Source organism: Kitasatospora sp. LaBMicrA B282, assembly GCF_050325825.1.
GTDB lineage: Bacteria > Actinomycetota > Actinomycetes > Streptomycetales > Streptomycetaceae > Kitasatospora.
The window spans coordinates 35434-59897 of record NZ_JBNQTI010000013.1 but is presented as its reverse complement, the minus strand read 5'-3'; the positions used below and the strand labels follow the sequence as shown (position 1 = coordinate 59897).

The window sequence follows — 24464 nt, the reverse complement described above, 5'->3', positions numbered from 1 at the left end:
ACCCCGTCGAGTGCCGTCTCAGTGGGGGAGTAGGGTCGCCTCGGCACCGGCCAGGACGGCCTTCAGACCTTGTTCGAAGCCCTGGTCGAAGTCCTGGAACATCGCGCGGCCCGCCGCTACGGCGAGCGGGTAGGCGGCCAGTCGTTGCGCGCGGGCGTCCAGGTCGTATCCCTCGGTGCCGTCGAAGGGGTTGGGGCCCATGGCCTGCTCCTCCACGACGTAGCCGATGGTGTAGGTGTAGCCCGTGTACCAGGCGCGGGTGGCGGTGTCCAGGGTGAAGCCGGCCCGGGTGAGCAGTTGCAGGCTCGCCTCCAGGCCCGGCGCGTAGGACGTGTCCGTGAAGCGGGCGCCGCTGTAGACCCGGGCGCCGTCGCGGTAGCGCAGCAGGTGGGCTCGCAGGGTGCTCATCGTGACGCGGTATGCCTGGCGCCAGTCCGTCGTGGGGTGCGTCCCCTGGGCGGACTCGGCTGTCATCCGGCGCATCATCTCGGTCGCCATCTCGTCGAGCAGCGCCTGCTTGTCCTTGAAGTGCCAGTACAGCGCGGGCGCCTTGACATCCAGTTCGGCGGCGATCGCGCGCAGCGTGAGGCCGTCCAGCCCGAGCTCGTTGAGGAGCCTCAGTGCGGTGTCGGCGACCAGTCGGCGGTCGAGTTTCGGGGTTCGCTGCGGGGCCACGGTTGACAGTTTAACGCTGTTAAGGCCAGGCTGGGCGGGCAGCCGAACTTAACAACGTTAAGGAGCTTTCGTGGCTCACCACACCGATCGGCCGATCGACGCCGACGTGCTGATCGTCGGCGCCGGTCCTACCGGCCTCGCACTCGCCCTGGACCTGGCCCGGCGTGGAATCCCCGCACGCCTGGTCGAACGCGGCACCGAGCTGTTCCCCGGCTCGCGCGGCAAGGGGCTCCAGCCGCGCACCCTGGAGGTGCTGGATGACTTCGGGGTGCTGGCGGAGATCCGTGCGGTGGCCGGCCGCTATCCGCCGAACCTGTTCTGGAAGGACGGTGAACCGCAGGGCACGAGCCGCGTGTACGACGAGACGCTCAAGCCCTGCGAGGCCGAGCCGTACCCCAGCACGCTGATGCTGCCGCAGTGGCGCACCCAGCAAGTACTGCACGGGCGCCTTCGCGAACTGGGCGGCGCGGTGGACTTCGGGCGCGAGCTGGTGGGCCTCAGGCAGGACGCGGACGAGGTGACCGCCGAGTTCGCGCAGGGCGTTCCCGTGAGGGCGCGCTACCTGGTCGCCGCCGACGGAGGACGCTCGACGGTGCGCCGGCTGCTCGGCATCGCGATGACCGGTCAGACAGTGGACCCGGCCCCGATGCTGGTCGCCGACGTCACGGTCACCGGCCTGGACCGCGACCACTGGCACGTCTTCCCACCCCCCGGCGCCGGGGCCCTCGACGCCGGGACCGCCCATGCGGGGCCGGGCATCGGCCTGCTGGCCCTGTGTCCGCTGCCCGGCGGCGAGCAGTACCAGCTCGTCGCCAGGTTCCCGGAAGGGACGTGGCCGGACCCGTCCATCGAGGGCATCCGCCGCCTGGTCGCCGACCGTACGCACCTGAGCGCGACGGATGTGACCGACGTGCGCTGGGCCTCGGAGTTCCGGCCGCGGGCCGCGCTGGCCGACCGGTTCCGCGCCGGCCGCGTCCTGCTGGCCGGCGATGCGGCGCACGTGCACTCGCCGGCCGGTGCGCAAGGCCTGAACACCAGCATCCAGGACGCCTACAACCTGGGCTGGAAACTGGGCGCGGTGCTCGCCGGCCGGGCCGCGGACCCGCTGCTCGACACCTACGAGCAGGAGCGGCGGCCCACCGCGGCACGGATGCTGGAGCTGTCCACGCAGGTGCACCGCGGCGAGGTCCGCCGCGGCCGGGCGACCCAGCAACTGGATCTGGGCTACCGGGAATCCCCGCTCGCGGTGGAGACCCGCACCCGGCTCGCCCCGCACGTCCTGCGGGCCGGTGACCGGGCCCCGGACGGACGGCGAGGCGGCATCCGCCTCTTCGACGCCTTCCGGGGCCCGCACTGGACGCTGCTCGCCGTCGGCACACGGGCACACGTGCCCGCGGACGCGTTCGCGGGGGCTGGCGTGCGGATGCTCGACATCCCCGACCACGAGGCGTACGGCACCGGCGTCTTCCTCGTCCGCCCGGACGGATACGTGGGCTGGGCGGGCGTGACGGCCCGGGGCATCACGGACTACGCGGCGCGCGTGGGCGCCCTCGGCCGCTGAGGCCGGACGGAGCCCGCGCGGCCCACACGGCGATCGCCGTCCGCGGACCCGGGCAGGGCGGTGGTCATCGACGTGGCCTTCCAAGGTCACCGCCACCACCACGTGGCCCGGTACGCCCCGGGCAGTCGCACGAGCCCACTCAGCCGCCGCCCCGGCCGCCCACGGCTGCGACCGCTCCCGCCTGCGGACGGCGAACTCGCTCGCACGCTCGCAGCCGTGCACCGTCTGTGTCGAGCGGTGGCGATCCGCGCCGGCCCCGGCGCCTGGCGTGCCGGCGGATACCGGGAGTCGATCTTTGGGCGCTCTCCGGGAGGCGACGCGGGTGCCCACAGAGAACCTCTCGCGAACATGTGCAGCATATGGCAGGTATGTGGATCAGGTGGTGGATGTATCCCGCTGTCCACACGGGCGAACCATCCTTCAACGGGGCCGGTCCCGTACGCCCAGGGCCGCTCCTTCATCTGCCGTTCGTTCTTCGCCAGGAGGAAGCCTTGCTCGGAGAGCTCGCGGCAACCGCGGCCGGTGCACTGCTCGCCGCCCCCGCCACGGCCGCACCGCCGACCGTCCCGCCCCACTTCTGGAACGTCGGGGGCAAGGGGGCCACCTACCAGGACGCCGTGGCGGTAGCCGACGTGACCATCAGCCACTACGCCTGCGACCCGGGCCCGGTGATCAGCTCCGGGCAGTATGCCGACGGTACGTGGTGGGTGGTCGTCCGGGCCGCCTGCGAGGGCACGGAATAGCCGACCAGGCCCGGCGTCTGGGTACTCGAGCACAGCGGCTGGCCCGTTCCGGGGCAGCCACTCCGGTCGGGGTGATCCGGGGCAACCCGTTCCCGGCCAGCTGCCGGCCCTACGAGGCTCGGAGCGCCGTTCGGGCCGCTGCCGCTGACAGGGGTGCACCTGGAACTACGTGAGGACGGGCCGGATCCGGCAGCCGCCCGGATCATCTCGGCCGTGGCGTGGGGCAGCGGCATCCGCGTCCTGCGCAGCTCGACCCGCGGGCAGCTGCGCCTGGTCCACGATGCCGACCGCTGGTGGAGCGACATCGACGACGCCTTCGTGCCCTACCGTCGCGTGCCCCCGGTCGGCGGCCGCGTGCTGGTGGACGGGGGAGGAGTTGTCCGGGGACGACGCCTCGGCCAGGCCCGGCGACCTGGAGACAGTCGCCTGCCTCAACGTGGACCCGTCAGGGTCTACAGGGCGACCCCGAGGGCCTCCAGTTGGCCGTGTTGCCCGGCACTCAGCCGAGCCCGCTCATACGTATACGTTCCTTCCAGGTCCCGGCCAAGGTGGCCGGGGCAGCACCCCCAGGATCCCCCCGCCTCGGGCGGACGCGACGTCCGGTGATCCGTCGGATGGCACCGCCTTGTGGTGGCCTTGTCGGTGGTGAGTACCTGGTTCCGGGCGGTGGCGAGTACGGCCTGTAACTGTCGCTCTCCCCCGACCAGGTCGGCTCGGCCGGTTTGTTGTGCCGACAACGTGCCGATCGCGTGGTCGCTGTCTGCGGCACGGCGGTGGGTCCGGGAAGGCCGGGTGGTCAGGTGCAGTCGTGCGTGTCGGTGGGGTCGTTGTTGACGAGGACGGTGCCGTGGTCGCCGCCTGCGCCTGAACGTCACGTGAGTCTGCCGTCTGGCCGCAACCGAGCGGTGGGTCCTGGGCGTCTTCGACGGAGGTCGCGCGATCGGGTCCGAGGGGGAGCAGGCGGATGCAGATTGGATGGACCGGCCGGGAGCCGTTGCAGGCGGCCGTCGCGGCGGTGTGCGGAGGAGGTGACCCGGCGTCGGCGGACGGGGCCTTGGTGTCCGTCGCGCCGGCGCGGGCGGGGAGGTGGGTCGCGATGGTCCAGGCCGACCATGAGTACTACCGCAGGAACCTCGAGTTGTACGGGGCGCAGTACCTGATCCCCGACTTCCCTACGGACTTGGCGGTGCGGCGGATCCTCATCAAGGACGGGGACAGGTTCCGGATCGGCAGGAGCTCTGCGGGACGCCACCGGGTGCCGCCGGAGATCGATCTCGTGGAGGATCTGGGGGTGGGCTACCACCACGGGCACCTGCAGCAGCAGGACGACGGCAGCCTGGTGCTGATCGCGCAGGAGACGGCGAACGGCACGTTCATGAACGGTTCCTGCGACGAGGTCGAGCTTGGGCGGCCGATCGAACTCCAGGACGGCGACCGCATCCACCTGGGTGTGTGGACCACCATCACGGTGCGCACAACCTGCACTGACGGGTGAGTTTTCCGGGTGCGGTGGGCGCCACCTGACCTTTCTGGTCTGCTCGCGGCCCCAGATCCGGCCTGCTCGCGGGGCAGGTTGACCGTGGGCCCCGCGGTCGACCAGGGCATGGCCCTTGGCGGATGCGTAGGCGGCGAAGACGCCGATCTGGCAGTTCTCGGGCCGGCCGGGGGCTTGCATCTGAATAACTGTCAGGATTGATCTTCCTAGTGGTCCTCGTCAGGCAGGCGGCGTCGGAGCTGTTCGAGGGTCCGGGCGGGTGGCCCAGGCAGTGGTGTGACGATGATGCGGTGCAGGTCCAGGAGGCGGTGGCCGTCTTGGAACTGGTTGGAGAGGTTGGTGCGAGTGACGCCCAGCAGCTGGGCGAGGAGGGTGCTGGTGATCGCCCTGCGTCGGCGTAGGCGCGCCGTCAGGAGGCGGTGGTAGTGGTCCAGGCTGTTGGTCTGTGGGTGGAGATAGCTGCGCGGACGGTGGAAGCGACGCTGGAAGGCCGCCTCTGCCAGTGCGTCCCAGTAGGGCTCGGGGACTGCTACCAGGTGTTCGAAGTCGGATCGTGGCATGCCGGTCAGGGCCGGATCGCTGAGCATCTCGGTCAGGCCGGGGTGGATCCGGGGGGGCCGGGTTCGGTGGTATTCGGGGCGGAACGGGGGCCAGGGTGTAGTTCCAGTCGCCGTGGAAGGCGTGGGGTGTGATCGGCAGGCCTGGAACTCGGCGGGAGTGACGGTGGTGCCCAGGAGGTAGCTGCCGGTGTCCAGCTCGACGCCGATGGTCAGCCCGGTGTGTGTGGTTGTCGCGGCGATGGTCTCGATGACGACCTGGTAGCTGGCGAGCGGCCGGCCGCGCCAGTTCGCGGTGCTGTGGCAGAACATCCGGTGTTCGATCTTGTTCCACTTCGACGTGCCGGGCGGGAAGTGGCAGACCGTGATCTCCAGTCCGCTCTCCAGGGCGAAGGTGGCCAGGTGCTTCTTCCAGGTCCAGCGGCGGGGATCGTTGGAGCCGCCGGCGTCGGCGGTGATCAGCAACCGGGTGGCGTTCGGGTGGTGCACTCGTCCGCGGCGCTGCCACCATCGGCGTATGGACTCCACCGCGAACTCGGCGGTGTCGTGGTCGGTCCCGACGTTGACCCAGCCGGTGTTGTTGGCGATGTCGTAGATCCCGTAGGGGATGGCGACGGGCTGGTCGCTGGTGGTGAAGGTGTGGCAGTCGACCTTGATCGGGTCCTTGCCCGGCCGTCAGGTGTGGCCGGGCCGGTCACGGTTGCCGAGCCATTCCTTGGCCTTGGTGTCGACGCTGATCACCGGCTGCCAGTCGTCGAGGAACGCGGTGGCCGTGGCGTTGAGGTGGGCGAACTGAGCGTCGCGATCGGGATGGCTGGCACCCTCGGTGGTTTTAACGGTCCCCTGCATGCTGTAGCCGAGGCTGTGCAGCAGGCGCCCGACGGTGGCGGCACTGACTGGATGGCCCTGCGACGCGAGGGTTGACGCCAGAGCCCGCAGCGACAGGGTGGTCCAACGCAGCGGGGAGACGGGATCACCCCTGGTGTGCGGATCGGTCAGTGCCTCGAGTGCTGTCAGCAGGCCGGGGTCGGTGACCGTCAACGGCTTGCGGCCGGCTCCCGCGGCCCGCACCCGCCTCGTCGGCACAGGGTCCCCGGCCAGCTCGCTCACCCCGCGCGCGACGGTGGCGGCGCTGATCCCGGAGGCCGCCACCAGGGCGATCCCACCATGGCCGATCGACGCAACCTCGCTGGCCAGATAGAGCCGACGTCGCCGCTCGTCCAAGTGCGGCAAGATCCGATCGAACTTGGCCCGTAACACCGTGACGGGCGGACGCACAGTCATGGTCCACCCTCCCACCAAGTCCTCCTGAACAAGCACTAATTGAGATACAAGCCCCGGCGGTTCCGGAGTACTGGCACTGCACGCCGGCGGAGACGGTTCCCTTCTTGGCGAAGCCGGTGTCATCGATGATCAGGACGCCGTCAGCGGCGCCGAGTTGCTCGGCGATGTAGGTCTGCAGGTCGTCGCGGACCTCGTCCGCGTTCCAGCGGGTGCCGGCGAGCAGGTGCTGCAGGCGGTGCGGGGCCGGGTGACCGGCGAACTCGGCCAGCTGCCAGCTGTTCTTGCGGCCCACCGGACCCAGCAGGCCACGCACGTAGTCCCGCATCCGCCGCCGGGGCTCGACCCGGGTGAACCGGGCCCCGATCCGCAGGAACAGTTCGTCCAGTTCCCGGTCCCACAGATCCGCCAGATCATCGCTCACAACGGGGGACTGTCCACGTCGTTGCCACTACATACGGCGCGGGCACTCGTTCGCGCGACATCCCGGCGAACACCGCCCCCCGGGACGGCCCCGCTACACTCCCGACCACCAGGCCGCTGACCAAGGAAAACGAAGAACTCTCACTGGAGTACTAGGAGTTGTCCGGCCGATCATGTGCGGAGCCAGATAACGAGGGCTGCTGCGGTGACGGTGCCGAGGTAGATGTAGCCGCGTTTGGCACCGAGGAGTAGGCCCGTCCAGAACACCGACGGCAGCCCGGACCGGGTCTGGTCGCCTCGGTCGCGGCGGGCCGTCCCGGCGTTCTCGAGTTGGGTCAGCACGCGGTGTTGGAAGTCGGTGGTCCGGGTGTCGACGGTGGGCAGTTGCTCGGCGTAGCGGCGCAGGTCGTCCCAGGCGTTGCGGGTGTCGGTGTCCATCGCCTCGTGGTCGTGCATCGTCGGCCATTCCTGGGTGATGACCTTGTGGGTGTAGACGATCACGCGTTGGCGCAGGCCGTCGCGCTGGTCGGCCGGCAGCTGAAGGGCCGCCCAGTTGACCTCGGTCAGGGCCGAGGCCTCGGCGGTCGCGGTCTTCTGGCCGGCCTGGTACTTCTGCCAGACCAGGACCACCACGAACGCGAGGGTGAACGCGAACAGCATCCGGACCAGAGAGGTGACGTGTTCGAAGTTCTGCTTCTGCTCGTCCTGGGCGGTCCAGGGGCGTCCGAACCTCGCCCCGAGCCAGAGCGAACCCATCGTCGCGAGCAGGATCGGGACCAGGTACGTCAGGAAGTGCAGGAGCACCCGCAACTCCTCAACTCCGCGGCGGGGAACCAGCCCAGCTTTGGGCATCGGTGCGGCGGCTGTGGCCCGAGGCTCGCCGCGGATCTCGAGATCACCCGATCGAGTGATGCGCGGCACTGGCCGGGGCGTGGCTGGTGGGGTTCGGCCGGGCCGCCCCGGAAGGGCCTACCAGGTGGACGGGGCGACCGATCGGCTCGTTGACAGGGCAGTGCACTAACCTCGCCAGCCGATGGACGTGCCGGTGAGGGGATGGATACCCGTGTCGTGGAAGGCAGAGCTGCTACGGCTTCTTGAGCCGCCGGCTGAGAAGTGGCCTGTCCCAAGCCCGGAGGAGATCGTGCGGGGGTACGGCAGGGCCCTGCCCGCGGACTACATGTGGCTGGCGGAAACCTACGGGTCGGGGGAGATCTCGCGGTATCTCAGTATCTACCCCCCGCTTTCGGCCGCTGAGATCGGGACGCGGCCCGGTGTCTTTCCGCTCTCGGCTGAGCCGCCCGAGGACGAGAAGGAGTACGAGAGCCTCGACCCCGCCTATCTGCAGCCAGGCGGCCTGCTCATGTGGGGGCGCAGCCAGACCGACGACATCGCCTTCTGGAGCCCGGTCGGAGATCCGGACCAGTGGCCGGTCGTCATCCGCCAAGACCCGTGGAGGCCCGGGCCGACCTGGACGCGGTACGACATGGGCGTCGTCGAGTTCCTTGTGCGCACCTTCCACGGACAGCTGGCGGACAACCCGTTCAGTAGTGACGAACTGCGCACCCAGCCACCGTCCTTCGAGCGGGACTGAACCCTGACGGGTTGTCGGCGAAGATTCGCGCCGCCCGCAGGGCCGGGCGATCCGGCACCTGCTGCGGTACCTCGCCCCTCCGCACAGTGCGGGCGGACGCCGCACAGTGCACCACCACGACCGATGTTCAGCTCGTGGTTCGGGCGGTACGCGTGATGGCGAGGAGGGTCTGGTCGTCGTCGGCGGTGCTGTGGTCGGTGTGGGTGGCGATGTCGGTGAGGAGGGCGCTGAGGAGGTCTTCCGGAGTGGCGAAGGTGCGGCCGGCGAGGAAGGTCTCCGGGGTGTAGAAGGCGCCGGTCGCGTCGCGGGCCTCGGTGATGCCGTCGGTGAAGAGCAGGAGGGTCGCGCCGGTGGGCAGCAGGATGCGTTGGGGGTGGTGGCCGTCGGTGGCGCGGAGGTCGGCCATGCCGAGGGGGAGGTCGAAGGCGGGGGGTTCGAGCAGGCGGGCGGTGCCGTCGGTGAGCAGGATGGGGGTCGGGTGCCCGCGGTTGACCAGGTCGACGTAGGAGCCGTCGGGGGCGAACTGGGCGATGATCGCGGTGGCGAAGGCCTCGGGGTCCTCGGTGTCGCCGCGGCGGCGGATGTCGCGGTCGAGGGCGTGCTCGATCGACTCGACGAGGTAGTCGAGGCGGGGCACGAGCTCGGCCAGCACCCGGAAGGCCCCCAGGATGATGGTGACGGCGGTGACGGCGCCCAGGCCCTTGCCGCGGACGTCGCCGATGATCGCCCGCACGCCGCTGGGGGTGGCCTGGACGGCGAGGAAGTCGCCGCCGATCCGGGCGTGGCTGGTGGCGGCGCGGTAGCGGGAGGCGAAGTGCAGCGGGCCGATCCGGGCGGGCGGCTCGGGCAGCACGGCGCGTTGCAGCACCTCGACCACGTCGCGGGCGCCGGCCAGCTGGCGGGAGGAGTGTTCGGAGCGGCGTTTGAGCGCGGTGGTGAGGACGGCGAGCGCGACCAGACCGCCCAGCTGGGGCCAGATCTCGATGTGGCCCTGGGCGTCGTCGCGGAAGAGGGCCAGGACGGTGCAGATGGCGACGACGGCGCTGCCGATGAGGGCGGTCTCGGTGAGCGAGAGCAGCGCGGCGGCGGCCGGCGGTGCGGCGGCGAGTAGCGGGGCGGCGGTGTAGGGCAGGGGAGTGGCCAGGTCGTAGCCGACCGCGATGACGATCAGCAACCACGGCAGGCAGCGCATCCACGGGCGGGGGGTGTTGCGATCGGTCCTGCGGGAGTCGTGCACCCGTTCGGCTCGCGGGAGTGGTGCGGGTGCGGCAGGCTCGGTGCGGTCGTCCGGCGCTCGGGTGGCGCTTGGTGGAGGGTCAGCGGAGTTGGCCACGGCGGTAATCGTCTCGCACGGGTGGGCGGTTGGCCCGCCGCCCGTGGCGGAGGCCGGGTGGGCGGGGGTGTTCGGGGTGGGGCAGGCTGGTGGGTGCGGGGCGGGCAGTTGAGGTGCCCACCCCTCACACCCGCGCGCGTGGGTCAGCTCGCGCTGTCGGCCTTGCGGCGGCGGTGCACCAGGTAGCCGGTGCCGACAGCGGCTGCGAGGGTGCCACCGGCGACGGCGGGGTCGGCGATGGGGACGGTGTTGATGGTGGTGCCGTTGGTGTTGACGGACCAGGTGCCGTTGGCGATGAAGGCGCCGTTCCGCAGGAGGCTGGCCGGGGCGGTCAGGGTGGGGCCGCCGGCGTTGGGGCTTACGGTGTAGGAGATGCTGCGCGCCACGTTCCAGCCGTTGGTGCCGGTGGAGGTGCAGGTGGCCCAGGAGCCGTCGGGGGCGATCTGCTTGTTGTCGCCGCAGGTGATGTCGGTGATCTGGACCCCGGGCGGGGCGTTGAAGGTGAGCACGTCCCCGGTCTGGGCGGGGACGCTGCCGGAGCCGCCGGGTCCGGTGAGGTTGACGGTGGTGGAGCCGCTGGAGCCGAGGTTGGTGGTGGGTACGCTGGGCTGGGTGAGCTGGTTCAGGGCCACGTTGACGGCCCAGGTGCCGGTGGAGGTGCCGGTGCTGGCCTGGGTGAGGCTGGCGCCGCCGGTCAGCGTGCCGGTGGCGGCGTTGGGGCTGACGGTGTAGGAGATGCTGCGCCCCACGTCCCAGTTACCGCCAGCGGTGGAGTTGCAGGTGGCGCTGGAACCGTCGGGGGCGATGGTCTTGGTGGTACCGGAGCCGCAGAACACGTCGGTGATCTGTACCCCGGCTGGGGCGGTGAAGGTGAGCACGTCCCCGGACGCGCCGGGGACGGCGGAGGAGCCGTCGCCCGTGGTCATGTTGACGGTGGTGGAGCCGCTGGCGCCGAGCCCGGTGGTGGGCACGGTCGGCTGGGCGAACATGTTCACGCCGGCGCGGGGGGCTGCGTGCGCGACGAGGACGCCGTCGGAGGCCGGCAGGGCGTGCGCGGCGCCGGCACTCAGGCCGGTGAGCAGCACGGTCGCCGCCAAGGCGCCGCAGGCGTTCAGGGTGCGTGGGAGGCTGCGCAAGGCAGTGTCCTTTCTCGGGGTGGGGCGGGTCCCCGGGGCAGCCGGTGCGGTGGCGCCGGCTTCGAGGGCGTCAGGTGGGGCGTCGAGGGAGGCCGAGGGTTGACCCGTGTGGCCTACAGCGGCGGTGGGTCGGCGGGTGGGCTGCCGGGGCCGCTAGGCGTACCGCGGCTGGGAGGTGGTTCGTGATCGTGAGGCTTGGCCACCGGGGCAGTTCGCTCCAGTGGGGTGAGAACGATCGGTCGTCGGACTGCTGCGCGGGCACGCGTCGGCGCGGTGGTCGAGGGGCCTGGCCGCGCGCGACGTGGCAGTCTGGTGAGGCACGAGCGTGTGGGGGGTGGGCACTCCTGATGCCCACCCCCCACACGTGGTGGGCGCCCGTCAGGCGGCGATGCCGGCCTTGCGGCGGCGGTACACCAGGTAGCCGGCGCCCAGGGCGGCGGCGAGGGTGCCGCCGGCGAGGGTCGGGTTGGCGATCGGGACGGTGTTGACATTGGGGGTCGGGTCGTCGGTGGCGGTGACGTTGGCGATCAGCGGGCCGCAGGCGGCGGAGCCGCCAGCGCCGTTGTCCTGGGAGATGAAGCTGAGGGTGGGGGCGTTCTGCGTGGCGGTGAAGGAGTAGGTCTGGGTGCTCCAGCTGGCGGTCTGGGTGGTGGTGACGCCGTTGGCGCGGTACTGCTGGGTCGGGGTGCCGGTGGCACCGACGGAGAACGGCTGACCGGCGGCGAGTTGCTGGACGCCGCAGCCGCTCCAGGTGTTGGGGCTGGTCTCGAAGGTGATGACGACGGCGTCGCCCTTCTTGACGTTGATCAGCTGCTGGCTGGCGACCTGCGGGGAGCCGGAGTTGAGGTCCATGCACTGCAGGCCGTCGGTGCGCTGGCACATCTGGTTCGAGTAGGTCTCGGTGGTGATGTTCCAGTTCGGGATCGCGTTGGTCAGGTACGACTGCGGTCCGTTGGTGACGCTCGGGGTGGCGAAGTTGCCGTTGGCGATGGGTAGCGGAGCCGGGACCGCCATGGCCGGGCCGGCGGCGACCGCGAGCAGGGCGACGGTGGTCGACGCGAGGGCCGCGGCTCTGAGGGTCCGACTGGTTCCACGCATGTGTGGTGTGCCTTTCTGGGAGGGGATTGGGGCCGGTGTCCGGGTCAGTCGGCCCGGGTGGGGCCGGCCTCCAGGGTTTTGGTGGTGCGTCGAGGGGGCGGCAGGGCGCCGGCCTCCTCGAACTCCCTGTCGGTCTTCGCCCAGTCGTTGCGGCCGCTCGCCAGGGCGAACACGGCCTTCCAGGCGCACAGGAAGAACAGGTAGTTCATCAGCAGGAACGAGTGCCCGAGCAGCAGTGCGCGCGCCCAGTTGGTGTCCGGGGAACGGCGCTTCTGTAGCAGGGAGGCGAGCAGGGCCGGACCGAAGCTGAGCAGGTACCACAGGGCTACGCTCAGGGTGGTCGTCGCCCAGTCGGCGTCCGCGATGAAGTAGTCGCGCAGGTGCGCGACGAAGTTGAACAGCGAGACGTGCCAGAGGATCGACCAGGGCAGGTCCAGGACCCACGGCACGAGCAGGTACATGGACAGCTCGGTGGCCTGGACGTGGTTCAGGTGCGGGGAGTGCCAGACCTCCGGTAGGCGCCGGCCGCAGGACATGTGGCCCTGGTACCAGCGGGCGCGCTGGCGCACCAGAGCCTTGATCTTGTGCACGCCCTGCTGGGAGACCGCGGCGTGCGGCGTGGTGGTGAGTTTCCAGCCGCGCAGGGCCATGGTGATGCTCAGGTCCAGGTCCTCGGTCAGGCAGCGGGACCAGGGCCGGGCGCCGACCTCGTCGAGCGCGGTCAGGCGGGAGAACTGGCCGTTGCCGCCGAGGCTGACGGTGGCGGTGGTGGCGCGGCCGAACTGGGTGACCGAGGCGATCGCCCAGAAGTAGAAGTCCTGCACCCGGGCGAGGAAGGTGTCGCGGTTGCGGATCCGCACGGCCAGTTGGACGCCGCCGACGGCGGGGTCCTCGAAGCAGCGGGTCACGTGGCGCACGGCGCCGTTGGACAGGTGGCCGTCCGCGTCCATGACGCAGATCAGCACCTGCTGCGGGTCGAGGCTGCCCTGGACGACCAGGGAACGCACCAGCGCCAAGCCGGCGTTGAGGGCCTCGCCCTTGCCGCGTCGGGCGTCGGGCAGCTCGCGGCGCAGCACGGTCACCTCGTCGCCGCCGGCGAGCTTGGCCACGTCCCCGGTGGCGTCGTCGGAGCCGTCGTCGATGACGACGACGTGCGAGGCGCGGTCGCCGACCAGGCGGGCGACGGTGTGGCCGATCACCTGTTCCTCGTTGAGGCAGGGGATCATGAAGTAGACGAACATGTCGTCCTGGCGACCCAGGTGCGGTTTGCCGTAGCGCAGCTGGGACTGCTGGGGGAGTTTGATCTTCTCCCGGTGCAGCCGGCGCACGCCCAGGCCCAGCATGATGAAGAAGTAGGCGCTGGAGAGCCAGATGACCAGGCTGGTCAGGCCCATCAGCAGGACGGTGATCACGCGCGGGCCTCCGGGGCGCTGTGGGGGGTGCGGGCGGGCCACCAGCGGCCGACCAGCAGGCGGCAGAAGAGCATCAGGCCGGCGACGGCACCCAGCATCGACATCCAGGTGCCGACCACCACGTGCATCCAGGCGAAGGCGCGATGGCCGGCCCAGGCGAGGGCGGCGATCAGGCTGACCAGACGGGCCAGGTCGGTGGCGCACATGACGGCGCCCGCGACGGCGGCGGCGAACAGCACCCGGACGGCGGGCAGGCGGCGCAGACAGAGCAGCACGCCGACCACCGCGGTCAGCGGGAGCAGGAAGACCGCGCTGGTGCAGGCGGGGGTGATCTGGATGCCGACCACGGCGTGGGCCCTGTTGGTCACCAGCAGGACGTCGTGCTCGTAGAACGGGACCCAGGGGTGCAGGCCCAGCAACTGGGTGGCGGCTCGCTCGGTCGCACGGGCCTCCAGGTCGCGGACCGCGTGGTTGCGCCATGCCAGGGCACCGGCGGCCACGAAGGCCACCGCGGCGGTGGCGTCCCGCAGGATGCGGTTGCCCGCGCGCAGCAGCAGCGGTGTCCGGCGGACCGGCGCGGGCTCAGCGCTCGCCATCACGGCCCTCCCTGGCACGGGGGGCCGCCTCGGTGCCGGACCGCACGGCGAGGGCACGGAGCGCGGTGCCGACCGGCACGCGGGGTACGGCGCCCCCGGTGGGGCGTGGGCGTGGACCTGGAATCACGAAGGACACCTCAGATGTCGAAGGGGGTCGTCGGTCGGGCGGAACGGGGGCGTCAGGTGGGGCGGCCACGTGCGGCCTCGGTGACGGTCGCTCAGGCGGCCCGGTCGGCCAGCAGGCGCCGCGTGGCATCGGCGATGTGCCGTCCGGCGTCGAGGCCGCCGAAGGGTGAGGGCTGTTGCTGCAGGCGGGCGCGGATGGCCTTCGCCTCGGCCAGCAGCCGACGCGCGTGGTGGCCGAGGTCGGGGCCCGGGGCGACCAGCACGGTGAAGTCGACCAGACTCTCCGGGCGCCCGGTGCGGCGGCCGAGCGCCACCAGCGGGCGTCCCAGGACGGTGATGTCCTCCTCGGTCTCGCCGGTGTCCGCGATCACCAGTGCGGCTTCGCGGGCCAGGGCCAGGAAGGTGCCGTAGTCGGGCCGCTCGACGATCCGCAGCCGGGACAGCAGCCGGGCGCAGCCGGCCCGCTCAGCCGTGGCCCGCAAGCGGCGCCCCGCGGGCAGCAGCACCGGCCAGCCCCCCTCGGCCAGCCGGTCCAGCTCGGCGAGCACGGCCCGCAGGGCGGCAGCGTCCTCGGACGCGGCGGTGCCCTCGATCGCGCCCAGGACGAAGCGGTCGGGGCTCACGCCGTGGCGGGTCAGCAGGTGGGCCCGCTGCCGCGCCGGGGGCAGGTGCTGTCCGACGGCTTCCAGCACCGTGCTGCCGGTCAGCGCGATCCGCCGCGGTGCGATGCCCTCGGCGGTCAGGTTGGCAGCGTTCGAGGCGGTGGACGCGCACAGCAGGTCGGCCATCCGGTCGGTCAGCACCCGGTTGCGCTCCTCCCGCGCCGGGTGTTCGAAGGTGCGCACCCCCGCGTCCACCCGCACCAGCGCGATGCTCCTGCTCTGGGCGGCCAGCGCGGCGCCCAACGCGGCGTCGCTGCTCCCGTGGACGACCAGCACGGCCGGGCGCTGCCGGGCGAACAAGGCGTCCAGTGACCTGGCGGCCTGGGCGATCCTGGCGGCACTGGTGCGCCCGTCGGTCTTGAAGAGCGCGTCGGGGCCGCGCAGTCCGCAGGCCACGAACACCTCGCCCGGCACCAGCGCTTGCTCCAGCCGGCCCGGACACAGGACCCGGGCGACGAGCGGGAACCTCCTGGCCACCGGTGCGAGCCGCACCGCCTCCGAGCGGCCGGCGGCCAGAAAGGCCACGCCGTCGGTCAACGGGGCGGCCGGCGAGCCGGCGACGGTTGCGGGTCGGGGATTTCTCCGAGTCGGAACGAGGCATGCCTCGGTAAGCACGCGTGCCACCTCTGCAGGCTGAAAGGGAAGGTTGTGAGATTGCTGGGACGGCGAGGGCACCTGGAACCGAAATGGAATCACCGGCAGCCGGTGGTACTTCGAAGACCGTCGGAGGTGCAATTCGAAGCCGCCGTGGAGCGCAGCAGAACACGTCCGGAGAATCGATCTGCGGAATTCGCGCAGGACGTTGCCGGAAATACCCTCGAACGGTCTACGTGACCGTTCTCCCGGCTGGGACCGGGCCGCGGGAAGGGGCGGCGGTCGACGGAGAGCGGCCTCCGTGCGCCACCTCTCCCGGCGGTGGCGGGGCGCCCGGCGTATCGGGGGCCGGTCTGCTCGGACCGGGCGCCGTGCGGCAGTGCAGCCGCTTCGCAGGCCCTCGTGGGCTCGCAGAAGTTCGGGTGCGATCGTAGCTTGTGATTGCTCGCCGAGTGGCCATTCGCGTGCGTGTCGGACGCCGCACGCCACCCCGCCACGCCACCCCGTCCGGGCCACAATCGGTCCATTAAACCTACGAATCCGCTCTCCGAGCGGTAGTTGCGCGTTGCGGCACGGCGCGACTTTTCGCGTGTCACTCTCCGTGTTCTGCTGGGCCCGACGGCAGCTCGGCGCCCGACCAGATCCGCCCGAGCCGGCCCCCGTCCAAGGATTTCCCTGTGCAGATCTGTGAAAGCAGGTGAAGGCGTGTCGGAAACGGCATGCGCGAGTCCGGGGCGCGACCGCGGGAACAGCTCCTTCGAAGGCTCCATCGCCTTCGTCCTGGGTACCCGACCGGAAATCGTCAAACTTGCGCCAGTGGCTCGCCAATTCCCGGAGAATGCCCGGGTGGCCTACACCGGGCAGCACTACGACCCGGCACTCTCGGACGTCTTCTTCGCCGAATGCGGCATGCGCCGCCCCGATGCCCTGCTGGATGTCGGCGGTCGCTCCCGCGGTGCGCAGATCGGCCGGGCCACGGATGCGCTGGACGCACTGTTCGCCCGCCGGCGGCCCGCCGCTGTGGTGGTCCAGGGCGACACCAACGCGACCCTGGCCGGCGCCCTCGCGGCCAACGCGCACGGCATCCCGCTGGTGCACGTCGAGGCCGGCCTGCGCAGCTTCGACCGCGCGATGCCCGAGGAACACAACCGGGTGATGGTCGACCACCTCGCCGACCTGCTCTGCGCCGCCACCGTCGGCAACGTGGCCAACCTGCTGGCCGAGAACATCGATGCCGAGCGGATCGTGCAGACCGGCAACACCGTGGTCGAGGCCGTCCACCGCCACCTGCCCGGACCGGAGAAGCGAACCAAGCTGCTCGCGGACCACGGCGTGGAGAGCGGGCGGTTCGTGCTCGCCACCATCCACCGGCCGGAGAACACCGACGACGACACGGTGTTGGGTACCGTCCTCGGCGAGCTGGCCCGCATCGCCGACGCCGGCCGGCCCGTCCTGTTCCCCATGCACCCGCGCTGTCGCGCCGCGGCCCAGCGCGCCGGCCACGCCGAGCTGCTGGCCCGCCTGCTGGTCACCGACCCCGTCGGCTACGGCGACTTCCTCGCCCTGGCCGCCGAATCCGCCCTCATCGTCTCCGACTCCGGCGGCGTCCAGGAAGAAGTCACCGTCCTGGCGCGCCCGCTGGTCGTGGTGCGCCGCTCCACCGAGCGCCCCGAAGCCCTGGCCCACTTCGCCACCCTGGTCGAACCGGGGCCGGAGATCGGCCACACCGCCCGCGCCCTGCTTGCCGACGTCGAGACGGTGCGCACCCAACTGGCCGGCAGGCCCTCGCCGTTCGGCACCGACCAGGCCGGCGCGCTGATCGCCGCCGCCACCCGCGCGATGCTCACCGACCGCGCCTGACACCGCAGTCCCGCACCGGGTGCCCGCAGCGGCATCCCCGACCCCACCGAGGTCCTTCCCATGTACCCACCCATCCCCCCGCTCCCGGACACCGGCTTCAACGGCTTCCTGATCGGCACCATCGCAGCCGCCACGATCCTCGCCGGCCTGATGGTCCTGCGTGTCATCCGCCTGCGCCGCGCCTCCCGCAACCAGGGTGACTGACCCCGCCCCGGGCGGCCCTCGCCCGGTCCACCGGACCACCTGGCACCGCGGTTCCGCACGACGGGTCACCGCCGGCCCCACCCACCTGATCGAGGAGTACCCACCGTGTGGTTCTTGGGCGTGTCCGCCGTGCTCGCCACCGTGCTCGGGGCGGCCCTCGCCGCCGGTTGCCTGGACCTGCGCCGCGGCCTGGACGCACTGACCGCCTGGGCGGTGCTCTGCGCCGCCCAGGCGGCGGCGGTCACCCTGATCGTGGGCGGGGCCCTGGCTTCGTTGCGGCCCGTGCCGGTGGCGGCCGGCTCACTGCTGGTGGCCGCCGGCGAGGCAGTCTGGGCCGGCACCCGGGGACGCGACGCCTGCCGACGCTCCCGACGGGCCGTGGGACGCGCGCTCCACCCGGTGCTGCGCGCCTGGCGGCACCCGGCGGTGGTACTCCTCGGCTTGCTCGTCGCCGCCCAGTACGCGTGGCGCGCGGCCTGTGCGGACTTCATGGCGAAGGTGGACTACGACTCGCTGGCCTACCACTGGCTCGGCCCCGACGCGTGGGTGCAGGCCGGACGGATCATCGGCAGCCCGCAGAACGTCTTCGCCGACACCTACCCCGACGACCAAGGGCTGCTGTCCTGCTGGAGCGGCCTGTTCCTGGGCACCATGCGCTACACCTGGCTGTCCCACCTGCCCTTCTTCGCCATGGGAGCGATCGCGGTCGCCGCGGTCGCCCGACACTTGGGTGCCGGCCGGCACTGGGCCACCGTCGCCGCACTGCTCTGGCTCGCCACCCCGGTCACCTACCTGCAGGCCGCCACCGGGATGGTGGACGTGGCCTGCGCGGCCACCGCGCTGGCCGCCTTCCAGTTCGCGCTCTCGATGCCGCAGGTGGCCGGGCGCGAGGAGACGGCGTTCCGGCAGATCCCCGCGCACGTGGCGGCCTGCGGCCTGGCCTGCGGCCTGGCGGTCGGCGTCAAGAGCTCCAACGTGATCACCGTTCTCTTCGCCGCACTGCTTCTCGTGATCGGCTACTTCCAGATCGTGCGCGACCAGCGCGGCCGACTGACCAGCACGCAACTGGCCGCGGCCGAGAGGCGGTCCCGACGACTGATCGCCGTCTGCTACCTGGTCCCGGTCCTCGGCCTGGGCGCCTACTGGTACGTCCACACCGCCCTGGTCTACGGCAGCCCGTTCTACCCCGTCAGCATGTTCGGCCTGCCGGGGCGCGGCACCATGGAGGCGGTGCTGGGCAACGACCGGATGATGCCGGCCATCCTGCGCGACGTGCCGGGTGGACCCCTCGGGCGGGCCCTGTGGTCCTGGTGGGCCGACCTGTCCCGCCAGACCTACCGGGACTACGGCTACTCACCCTCCACCGGCGGGTTCGGCCTGCTCTTCCTGACCCTGCTGGTGCCCGCGGCCATCACCGGCTTCCTCTCCCTCGGCGCTCGACGGCACCGGGAGCGGGCCCGGTGGGTCCAGGCGACCGTCCTGGCCGGCTTCTGCCTGCTGTGGATCACCGAGAGCCCGGCCTCATGGCGCCTGCGCGAGCACATCGTGCTGCCCGGCCTGGCGGCCGCCTTCGCCGCGGCGGCCCTCACCCGGCTGGCCCGGCGCCTGCCCACGCCCATGCTGCTCGCCACCTCCGTCGTCACCGCCGCAGTGGCCGTGATGATGTGGTGGACCACCAACCCGACCTATTACCAGGTCCAGCAGGGCGGCCGGATCCAGACGGTCGACTTCGCCCAGGCCGTCCAGCTGATCCGCTCCGGGCAGGGACGCGGCCCCGACGTCCTGCCGAACAACGAGTTCACCGCCCTCGACCGGCTTCCGCACGGCTCGACCGTGGCCTGGGCCTGGAGCGGCGGTGCGATGGACTACGCCCACGACCTGATCGGCGACCGACTCCAGCGCCACCTGATCGTGCTCGACCGGCCCCAGGACGCCCGGAGCCTGCGCGCCCAACTGGAGGGCGGCAACGCGCAGTACGTGATCCTGGGCGGCCCCGGTGCCCAACTCCCGCTGCTCGCCTCCGTCCGAGCCGACCACCGGCACTTCACCCCGATCGCCGAGGTGCTGGGCGGGCGCACGCTCTACCAGGTCCGGGCCTGAATCGGCACAAGTCGCCGTGGAGGAATACAGGTTGCCGAACCTCCGCAGTGAGTCCCGGCCACCTCGTCGAGGCACGGAAGCCACCCGTCTCCCCGCCCTTCTCCTCCGCCGGGCCTTCCTGCTGCTCGTCCAGGGCATCACCCTGCGGCGAGCGCCAACCGGACGCCCGTGTGCCCGGCCCGGCGGCGGTGCTCCTGGGCTGTTCGAGGGATTGTCCGAGTTGCGCGTGCACATCTGTCGCGTCTCGGGCATCCGGCTGTGCTGTGCTGCTGTGAGGACTCGCCCCGAGGCCGCCCGTTCCGGCACGCCGTTGTCGCTCTGCCGCCCGGCCTCGTTTCCCGTCCGCGAGTCAGCACGAGCCGTACCTCCCCCTGCCCGAGCCGTTCCGGACTCCGGACGACGGTGGCCCGCCTGTCGACCCACAGGCGCGGCTGCAGGCCGGGGGCGGTGCACAGCCACCCGTTCTCCCGGATTGGATCAACGATGACAGCACACCGCAGAAGCCGGACGTTCCTGGCCGCGACCGGCGCACTGCTGGTCGCCGGGGCCCTGACGGCCGCTCCCGCCCTGGCGGCGGCCGGCGCCACCCCCCTCACCCACCTCGCAGCCCAGCCCGCGGCAGCCGGCGACGAGCACCCGGCCGAGAAGCGTGCGCAGATCGGCGCCGGAACGGTGACGGTCACCACGCCGAGCATCACCCAGGGCACCAGCCCGCTGGTGGTCAACTACACCGCCAACCCGTCCGGCAACTACTGGATCGGCATCGTCCCGCGGGGCCAGGCGCCGACGCCGAGCAACTACATCGGCGGCAACGCCTGGCAGAACGCGCCCTCGACCAGCGGATCGGTGAACCTGGACACCAGCGGGCTGGCGATCGGCTCCTACGACGTCTGGCTGCTCGCCCGGTCGACGACCAACGGCGCCTACGACACCGTGGCCGGCCCCGCCCCCCTGGACGTGACGGCCCAGACCGGCACCGTGAGCCTGCCCGTGATGAGCGTCGGGCAGGGAACGGCCTCGCTCGCGGTCCAGTACACCGCCAACCCGGCCACCAACAACTGGGTCTCGATCACCCAGCCCGGCAAGGACCCGGGCAGCGCCTACTCGACCTGGGCCGAGGCCCCGCTGGCCAACGGCACCTCCAACGTGAACATCAGCTCGTTGCAGCCGGGAACCTACAACGTCTACCTGATGTCGAGGAAGACCACCAACGGCGTCTACAACCAGCTGGCCGGACCGGTGCAGCTGATCGTGGCGCAGGCCGGCACGATCAGCACCCCCCAGCAGACCATCCTCCAGGGCACCGCCTCCATCCCCGTCACCTACACCACCAACCCGCCCTCCAACGCCAGCAACAACTGGATCGGGGTCTTCCCGGACGGCGTCACCCCGTCGGCCGGCAACTACCAGCCGGGCTGGCAGACCGCTTCGGGCCCCAGCGGCACCGTCAACCTGGGCACCAGCACCCTCACTCCCGGCGTCTACCGCATCTGGTACATGAGCAACAACGGCTACACCGCCATGGCCCCGGACCTCGTCCTGAACGTCGTCACCAGCAGCATCAACACCGTCCCCGTCGCCAACCCGGCCGTTGCCGGCGCCACCATGGCCACCGGCGTGCTCGGCGTGTACCTGCTGCGCCGCCGCACCCGCCGCACCCCCACCGTCTGACACCGCGAGGCCCGGCTCTCCGAACCCGAGGAGAGCCGGGCCGCAGGTTGCCGCACCGGAGAAATGGACATCCGCGCCGTGCACATGAAGCGTTCCCTGCTCACCCTGCTCCTCTGTGCAGGCGCCGCGGCCGTCGGTGCCGCGCCCGCGCAGGCCATGGCCTCGACCAGCTCGACGGGCTCCTTCCCGTTCCAGGTGTGGGACGCCGCCAACTACCCCCGGGCGATCGTCCCGATCACCATCGGCGGCAGCACACTGAACGTGCTGCTGGACACCGGCTCCACCGGACTGCGCGTGGTGGCGGACAAGGTGCCCGCCGGCGCCGCGAGTTCGCCCGGCATCACCGCACCCCCCTACGGGTTCGGCAGCGGCGTGCAGCTCACCGGCACGATCAACACCGCGACCGTCCAGATCGGCGACTACTCCACCGGCGCCATCCCCGTCGAACTGGTCACCGGCACGAGCTGCTCCGCCGCCAAACCGAACTGCGAGGCGGCCAACGGCGCCAAACCCCAGGAGTTCGGCGGGCAGTTCGACGGGATCATGGGCGTGGCCATGTCCGGTGCCACCGACATGGTCAACCCCCTGTGGAACCTCCAGGACGCCGGCAGCAACCTCGTGGGCCGCCAGTTCGCCGTGCACTACGACCCCACCCAGCCCACCGGCAGCGTCCTGCTGAACGTGCCCGCCGACGGCTACACGACCGTGCAACTGCCGAGCCAGAACTCGACCGCGACCCCGCCGACCTGGAACCCGCGGGCGATCCAGGCGTGCATCGCCACCCAAGGCGTCCCCGCCGGCGGATCCTGCGGGGACACCCTCTTCGACACCGGCACCCCCACCTTCGACTTCCAGGTGCCCGGCGCCACCCAGACCACCGTGCCGGCGGGCCAGCCGCTCACCCTGAGCGTGCCGGCAGCAGGCTGGTCGCGCACCTACACCGTGACCAGCGGAGGCAGGGCCGAACTCGCCAACGCCGCACCTTCCACGGGCAACCCCTCGCTGGCAGGCCTGCCTGCGTTCGCCGGCACCGACATCCGCTTCGACCTCGCCAACGGAACCATCGGCTTCCCCAACGCCGACGTCACCGCCGCCCCGGTGGCCAACGCCCCGTTCGCCGCCGCCACTACGGCCACCCTCCTGGCCGGCCGCTTCGCCCTGCGCCGCCGCTCGCGCCGCGCACCGGCCCGGTAGGTCCGATCGCAGGGGTGACCGCTGCCCGGTCTCCGCCGACCTCGGACGTGATCGGATCCGACGTTTCGCCAGGGTCGCGCCACCGGCGCGCCAGGTGCGCGCCACGGTCGTTGCGCGCCTGCTGACAACTCGTCGCACCGGCAAGGCGAAGGGCGCCGTGACGTACCACCGGTCCCTGCGGCCCCTGGAGGTCGGCGTCGGGTTCCACGAACGTCACACCGGCCCGTCGAGGACGGCACGGCCCCAGAAGTCGGCGGTGACCGTTCGTCGGCTGACGAATGTGGTTGCTGGACGGCAGACCGACGCGGGGGGTACATCTCTTGGCGCCTCTACTGGCTGCTGACGAGCGGGTACGCCATGACCCTCATCCAGCCGGAGAGCCACGGATTTCCTCCGTCGCTCCGTGGCCTCCGCCATCTCGAATCCTCTGCTCTCGAAGCTCTTGCCGCCCAGGTGCGGCGCTTCCTGATCGACGCCGTGTGTGCCACCGGCGGTCACCTCGGTCCCAACCTCGGCGTCGTCGAGCTGACGATCGCCCTGCACCGGGTCTTCGAGTCCCCCCGGGACGCGTTGATCTTCGACACCGGGCACCAGATCTACGTCCACAAGATCCTGACCGGCCGCGCCGGCGCCTTCACCGGCCTGCGCCAGGCCGGCGGCCTGTCCGGCTACGGCTCGCGCGCCGAGTCGGAACACGACATCGTGGAGAACTCCCACGCCTCAACCGCCCTGGCCTACGCCGACGGCCTCGCCAAGGCCCGCCGGCTGGCGGGGAACGCGGACTTCGTGGTCGCCGTCGTCGGTGACGGCGCCCTGACCGGCGGCATGGCGTGGGAGGCGCTGCAGAACCTCGGCGCCGGCGGCCTGCCCGTGGTCGTGGTGCTGAACGACAACGGCCGCTCCTACGCCCCCACCGGCGGCTCGCTGGGCGAGCACCTGGCCCAGATCCGCAGCCACCGGGTCTCCCGGGTGCACAACGTGTTCACCGACCTCGGCTTCAAGTACCACGGCCCGGTCAACGGGCACAGCATCGACCAGGTGGAGCGGGAGCTGCGCCGCGCGCGCACCCACCGGGCGCCCGTGGTCGTGCACGTGGTCACCGAGAAGGGCCGTGGTTACACCCCGGCCGAGCAGGACGACGCCGACCGCCTGCACGCGGTCGGCGTCGTGGACCCGGTCACCGGCCGTCCCGCCAAGGCCGGTGGCCGGTCGTGGACCTCGGTGTTCGGCCACGTCCTGGCGGACCTGGCCGACGTCGACGAGCGCCTGGTCGCCGTCACCGCCTCCATGCTGCAGCCAACCGGGCTGGGCCCGATGGCCGAGCGGTGGCCGCAGCGGGTCTTCGACGTGGGGATCTGCGAGCAGCACGCCGTGGCGCACGCGGCCGGCCTGGCCCTGGGGGGCCTGCACCCGGTGGTGGCGATCTACGCCACCTTCCTGAACCGCGCGTTCGACCAGGTGCTGATGGACGTCGCCCTCCACCGGGCCGCGGTGACGTTCGTGCTGGACCGGGCCGGCATCACCGGCCCCGACGGCGCCTCCCACCACGGCATGTGGGACCTGGCGGCGCTGCGTCTCGTCCCCGGGATGCGCATCGCCGCACCCCGCGACGAGGTGACGCTGCGCGCCCTGCTCACCGAGGCCGTCCAGCAGGACGGGCCCACGGTGGTGCGCTACCCGAAGGCCGAGGTCGGCGCCAGCCTGGTGCCGATGTCGCGGATGGACGGCGTGGACGTGCTGCGCCGCACCCGTTCGGGGGCGCTCGATGTGCTGCTGCTTCCGGTCGGGCCTCTGGCCGTCGATGCCCTGAGTGCGGCGGAGCGGCTGGAAGCAGCAGGCCTGGGGGTGACGGTCGCCGACCCTGGATGGGTGTGGCCGGTGAACCGTTTCCTTCCGGGTCTGGCGGCTCGTCACCGCCTGGTGGTGACGGTCGAGGACGGGGTCCGTGAGGGCGGGATCGGCCAGGGAGTCGCCCAGGCCCTGGCCGATGCGGGCGTGCGGGTGCCGGTGACGGTGCTCGGGCTGCCCACCCGGTTCGTTCCCCACGGTCCCCGTGCCGACCTGCTGGCCGCCCACGGCCTGTCGGCGGAAGGCATCGCCGAAGCCGCCACCGAAAGCCTTCAGGTGGCCGTGAAGGAGGGATCGCCGTGAC

General features: G+C 71.7%; 18 protein-coding genes and 2 pseudogenes. 10 read left to right on the top strand and 10 right to left on the bottom strand.

The genetic code is table 11. The features are described 5' to 3' along the window. Window positions 1–18: 18 nt before the first annotated feature. Window positions 19–675 (bottom strand): TetR/AcrR family transcriptional regulator C-terminal domain-containing protein, encoded by a 657-nt coding sequence (locus tag ACQRUO_RS06640; protein WP_428314790.1) that lies wholly within the window; start codon window positions 673–675, stop codon window positions 19–21. Window positions 676–745: 70 nt separating this feature from the next. Between ACQRUO_RS06640 and ACQRUO_RS06635 the strand changes: the two genes are divergently transcribed. From ACQRUO_RS06635 to ACQRUO_RS06625, 3 genes are all read left to right on the top strand, one after another. Then, window positions 746–2236 carry an FAD-dependent monooxygenase gene (locus tag ACQRUO_RS06635; RefSeq protein ID WP_428314789.1) on the top strand — a complete coding sequence of 497 codons (1491 nt, stop codon included), beginning with the start codon at window positions 746–748 and terminating at the stop codon, window positions 2234–2236. A 491-nt stretch (window positions 2237–2727) separates the two neighbouring features. Beyond that, on the top strand, window positions 2728–2979 hold the full coding sequence (locus tag ACQRUO_RS06630) for a hypothetical protein (protein ID WP_428314788.1): 252 nt from the start codon (window positions 2728–2730) through the stop codon (window positions 2977–2979). A gap of 1096 nt (window positions 2980–4075) precedes the next feature. Then, window positions 4076–4474, top strand: a complete 399-nt coding sequence (locus tag ACQRUO_RS06625; RefSeq protein WP_428314787.1) for an FHA domain-containing protein — start codon at window positions 4076–4078, stop codon at window positions 4472–4474. Window positions 4475–4693: 219 nt separating this feature from the next. Here the strand turns inward: ACQRUO_RS06625 and ACQRUO_RS06620 are convergent. The 3 genes and pseudogenes from ACQRUO_RS06620 to ACQRUO_RS06610 all read right to left on the bottom strand — a co-directional run bounded on the left by ACQRUO_RS06620 (window position 4694) and on the right by ACQRUO_RS06610 (window position 7539). After that, a pseudogene (locus ACQRUO_RS06620) lies at window positions 4694–6315 on the bottom strand (ISAzo13 family transposase). A 52-nt stretch (window positions 6316–6367) separates the two neighbouring features. Further along, a pseudogene (locus ACQRUO_RS06615) lies at window positions 6368–6700 on the bottom strand (transposase); the annotation flags it as partial. A 206-nt stretch (window positions 6701–6906) separates the two neighbouring features. Further along, a complete protein-coding gene (locus ACQRUO_RS06610) occupies window positions 6907–7539 on the bottom strand; it encodes a hypothetical protein (protein ID WP_428314786.1) in 633 nt (210 codons plus the stop codon). Window positions 7540–7768: 229 nt separating this feature from the next. Here ACQRUO_RS06610 and ACQRUO_RS06605 point away from each other — a divergent pair, with 229 nt between their 5' ends. Next, complete coding sequence (locus ACQRUO_RS06605) at window positions 7769–8326, top strand: hypothetical protein (RefSeq protein ID WP_428314785.1); 558 nt, start codon at window positions 7769–7771, stop codon at window positions 8324–8326. 127 nt (window positions 8327–8453) lie between these two features. Here the strand turns inward: ACQRUO_RS06605 and ACQRUO_RS06600 are convergent, their stop codons facing one another. The 6 genes from ACQRUO_RS06600 to ACQRUO_RS06575 form a co-directional block, all read right to left on the bottom strand. After that, window positions 8454–9500, bottom strand: coding sequence for a PP2C family protein-serine/threonine phosphatase (locus tag ACQRUO_RS06600; RefSeq protein WP_428314784.1), 1047 nt, complete (start codon window positions 9498–9500; stop codon window positions 8454–8456). Between the two features lie 302 nt (window positions 9501–9802). Then, a complete protein-coding gene (locus tag ACQRUO_RS06595; RefSeq protein ID WP_428314783.1) occupies window positions 9803–10795 on the bottom strand; it encodes a hypothetical protein in 993 nt (330 codons plus the stop codon). 378 nt (window positions 10796–11173) lie between these two features. Continuing rightward, a complete protein-coding gene (locus ACQRUO_RS06590; protein ID WP_428314782.1) occupies window positions 11174–11893 on the bottom strand; it encodes a DUF642 domain-containing protein in 720 nt (239 codons plus the stop codon). Window positions 11894–11937: 44 nt separating this feature from the next. Beyond that, window positions 11938–13305 (bottom strand): glycosyltransferase family 2 protein, encoded by a 1368-nt coding sequence (locus ACQRUO_RS06585; RefSeq protein ID WP_428314781.1) that lies wholly within the window; start codon window positions 13303–13305, stop codon window positions 11938–11940. Continuing rightward, window positions 13302–13901, bottom strand: coding sequence for an exosortase/archaeosortase family protein (locus ACQRUO_RS06580; RefSeq protein WP_428314780.1), 600 nt, complete (start codon window positions 13899–13901; stop codon window positions 13302–13304). The genes ACQRUO_RS06585 and ACQRUO_RS06580 overlap by 4 nt, the downstream gene beginning before the upstream one ends. 218 nt (window positions 13902–14119) lie before the next feature. After that, window positions 14120–15214: a UDP-N-acetylglucosamine 2-epimerase gene (locus tag ACQRUO_RS06575; RefSeq protein WP_428314779.1), complete on the bottom strand. Its 1095-nt coding sequence runs from the start codon at window positions 15212–15214 to the stop codon at window positions 14120–14122. A gap of 774 nt (window positions 15215–15988) precedes the next feature. On the opposite strand from ACQRUO_RS06575, the gene wecB reads away from it, so the two are divergent. The 6 genes from wecB (at window position 15989) to ACQRUO_RS06545 (ending at window position 24463) form a co-directional block, all read left to right on the top strand. After that, window positions 15989–17143: a non-hydrolyzing UDP-N-acetylglucosamine 2-epimerase gene (wecB, locus tag ACQRUO_RS06570; protein WP_428314778.1), complete on the top strand. Its 1155-nt coding sequence runs from the start codon at window positions 15989–15991 to the stop codon at window positions 17141–17143. Window positions 17144–17203: 60 nt separating this feature from the next. Beyond that, window positions 17204–17347: an LPXTG cell wall anchor domain-containing protein gene (locus tag ACQRUO_RS06565; protein WP_428314777.1), complete on the top strand. Its 144-nt coding sequence runs from the start codon at window positions 17204–17206 to the stop codon at window positions 17345–17347. A gap of 105 nt (window positions 17348–17452) precedes the next feature. Then, window positions 17453–19447 (top strand): hypothetical protein, encoded by a 1995-nt coding sequence (locus ACQRUO_RS06560; RefSeq protein WP_428314776.1) that lies wholly within the window; start codon window positions 17453–17455, stop codon window positions 19445–19447. Window positions 19448–19930: 483 nt separating this feature from the next. Then, window positions 19931–21118 (top strand): hypothetical protein, encoded by a 1188-nt coding sequence (locus ACQRUO_RS06555; RefSeq protein ID WP_428314775.1) that lies wholly within the window; start codon window positions 19931–19933, stop codon window positions 21116–21118. 63 nt (window positions 21119–21181) lie between these two features. Next, window positions 21182–22312 (top strand): DUF3443 family protein, encoded by a 1131-nt coding sequence (locus ACQRUO_RS06550; RefSeq protein WP_428314774.1) that lies wholly within the window; start codon window positions 21182–21184, stop codon window positions 22310–22312. Between the two features lie 357 nt (window positions 22313–22669). Further along, window positions 22670–24463 carry a 1-deoxy-D-xylulose-5-phosphate synthase gene (locus tag ACQRUO_RS06545; RefSeq protein ID WP_428314773.1) on the top strand — a complete coding sequence of 598 codons (1794 nt, stop codon included), beginning with the start codon at window positions 22670–22672 and terminating at the stop codon, window positions 24461–24463. The last annotated feature ends 1 nt before the right edge of the window (window position 24464 follow it).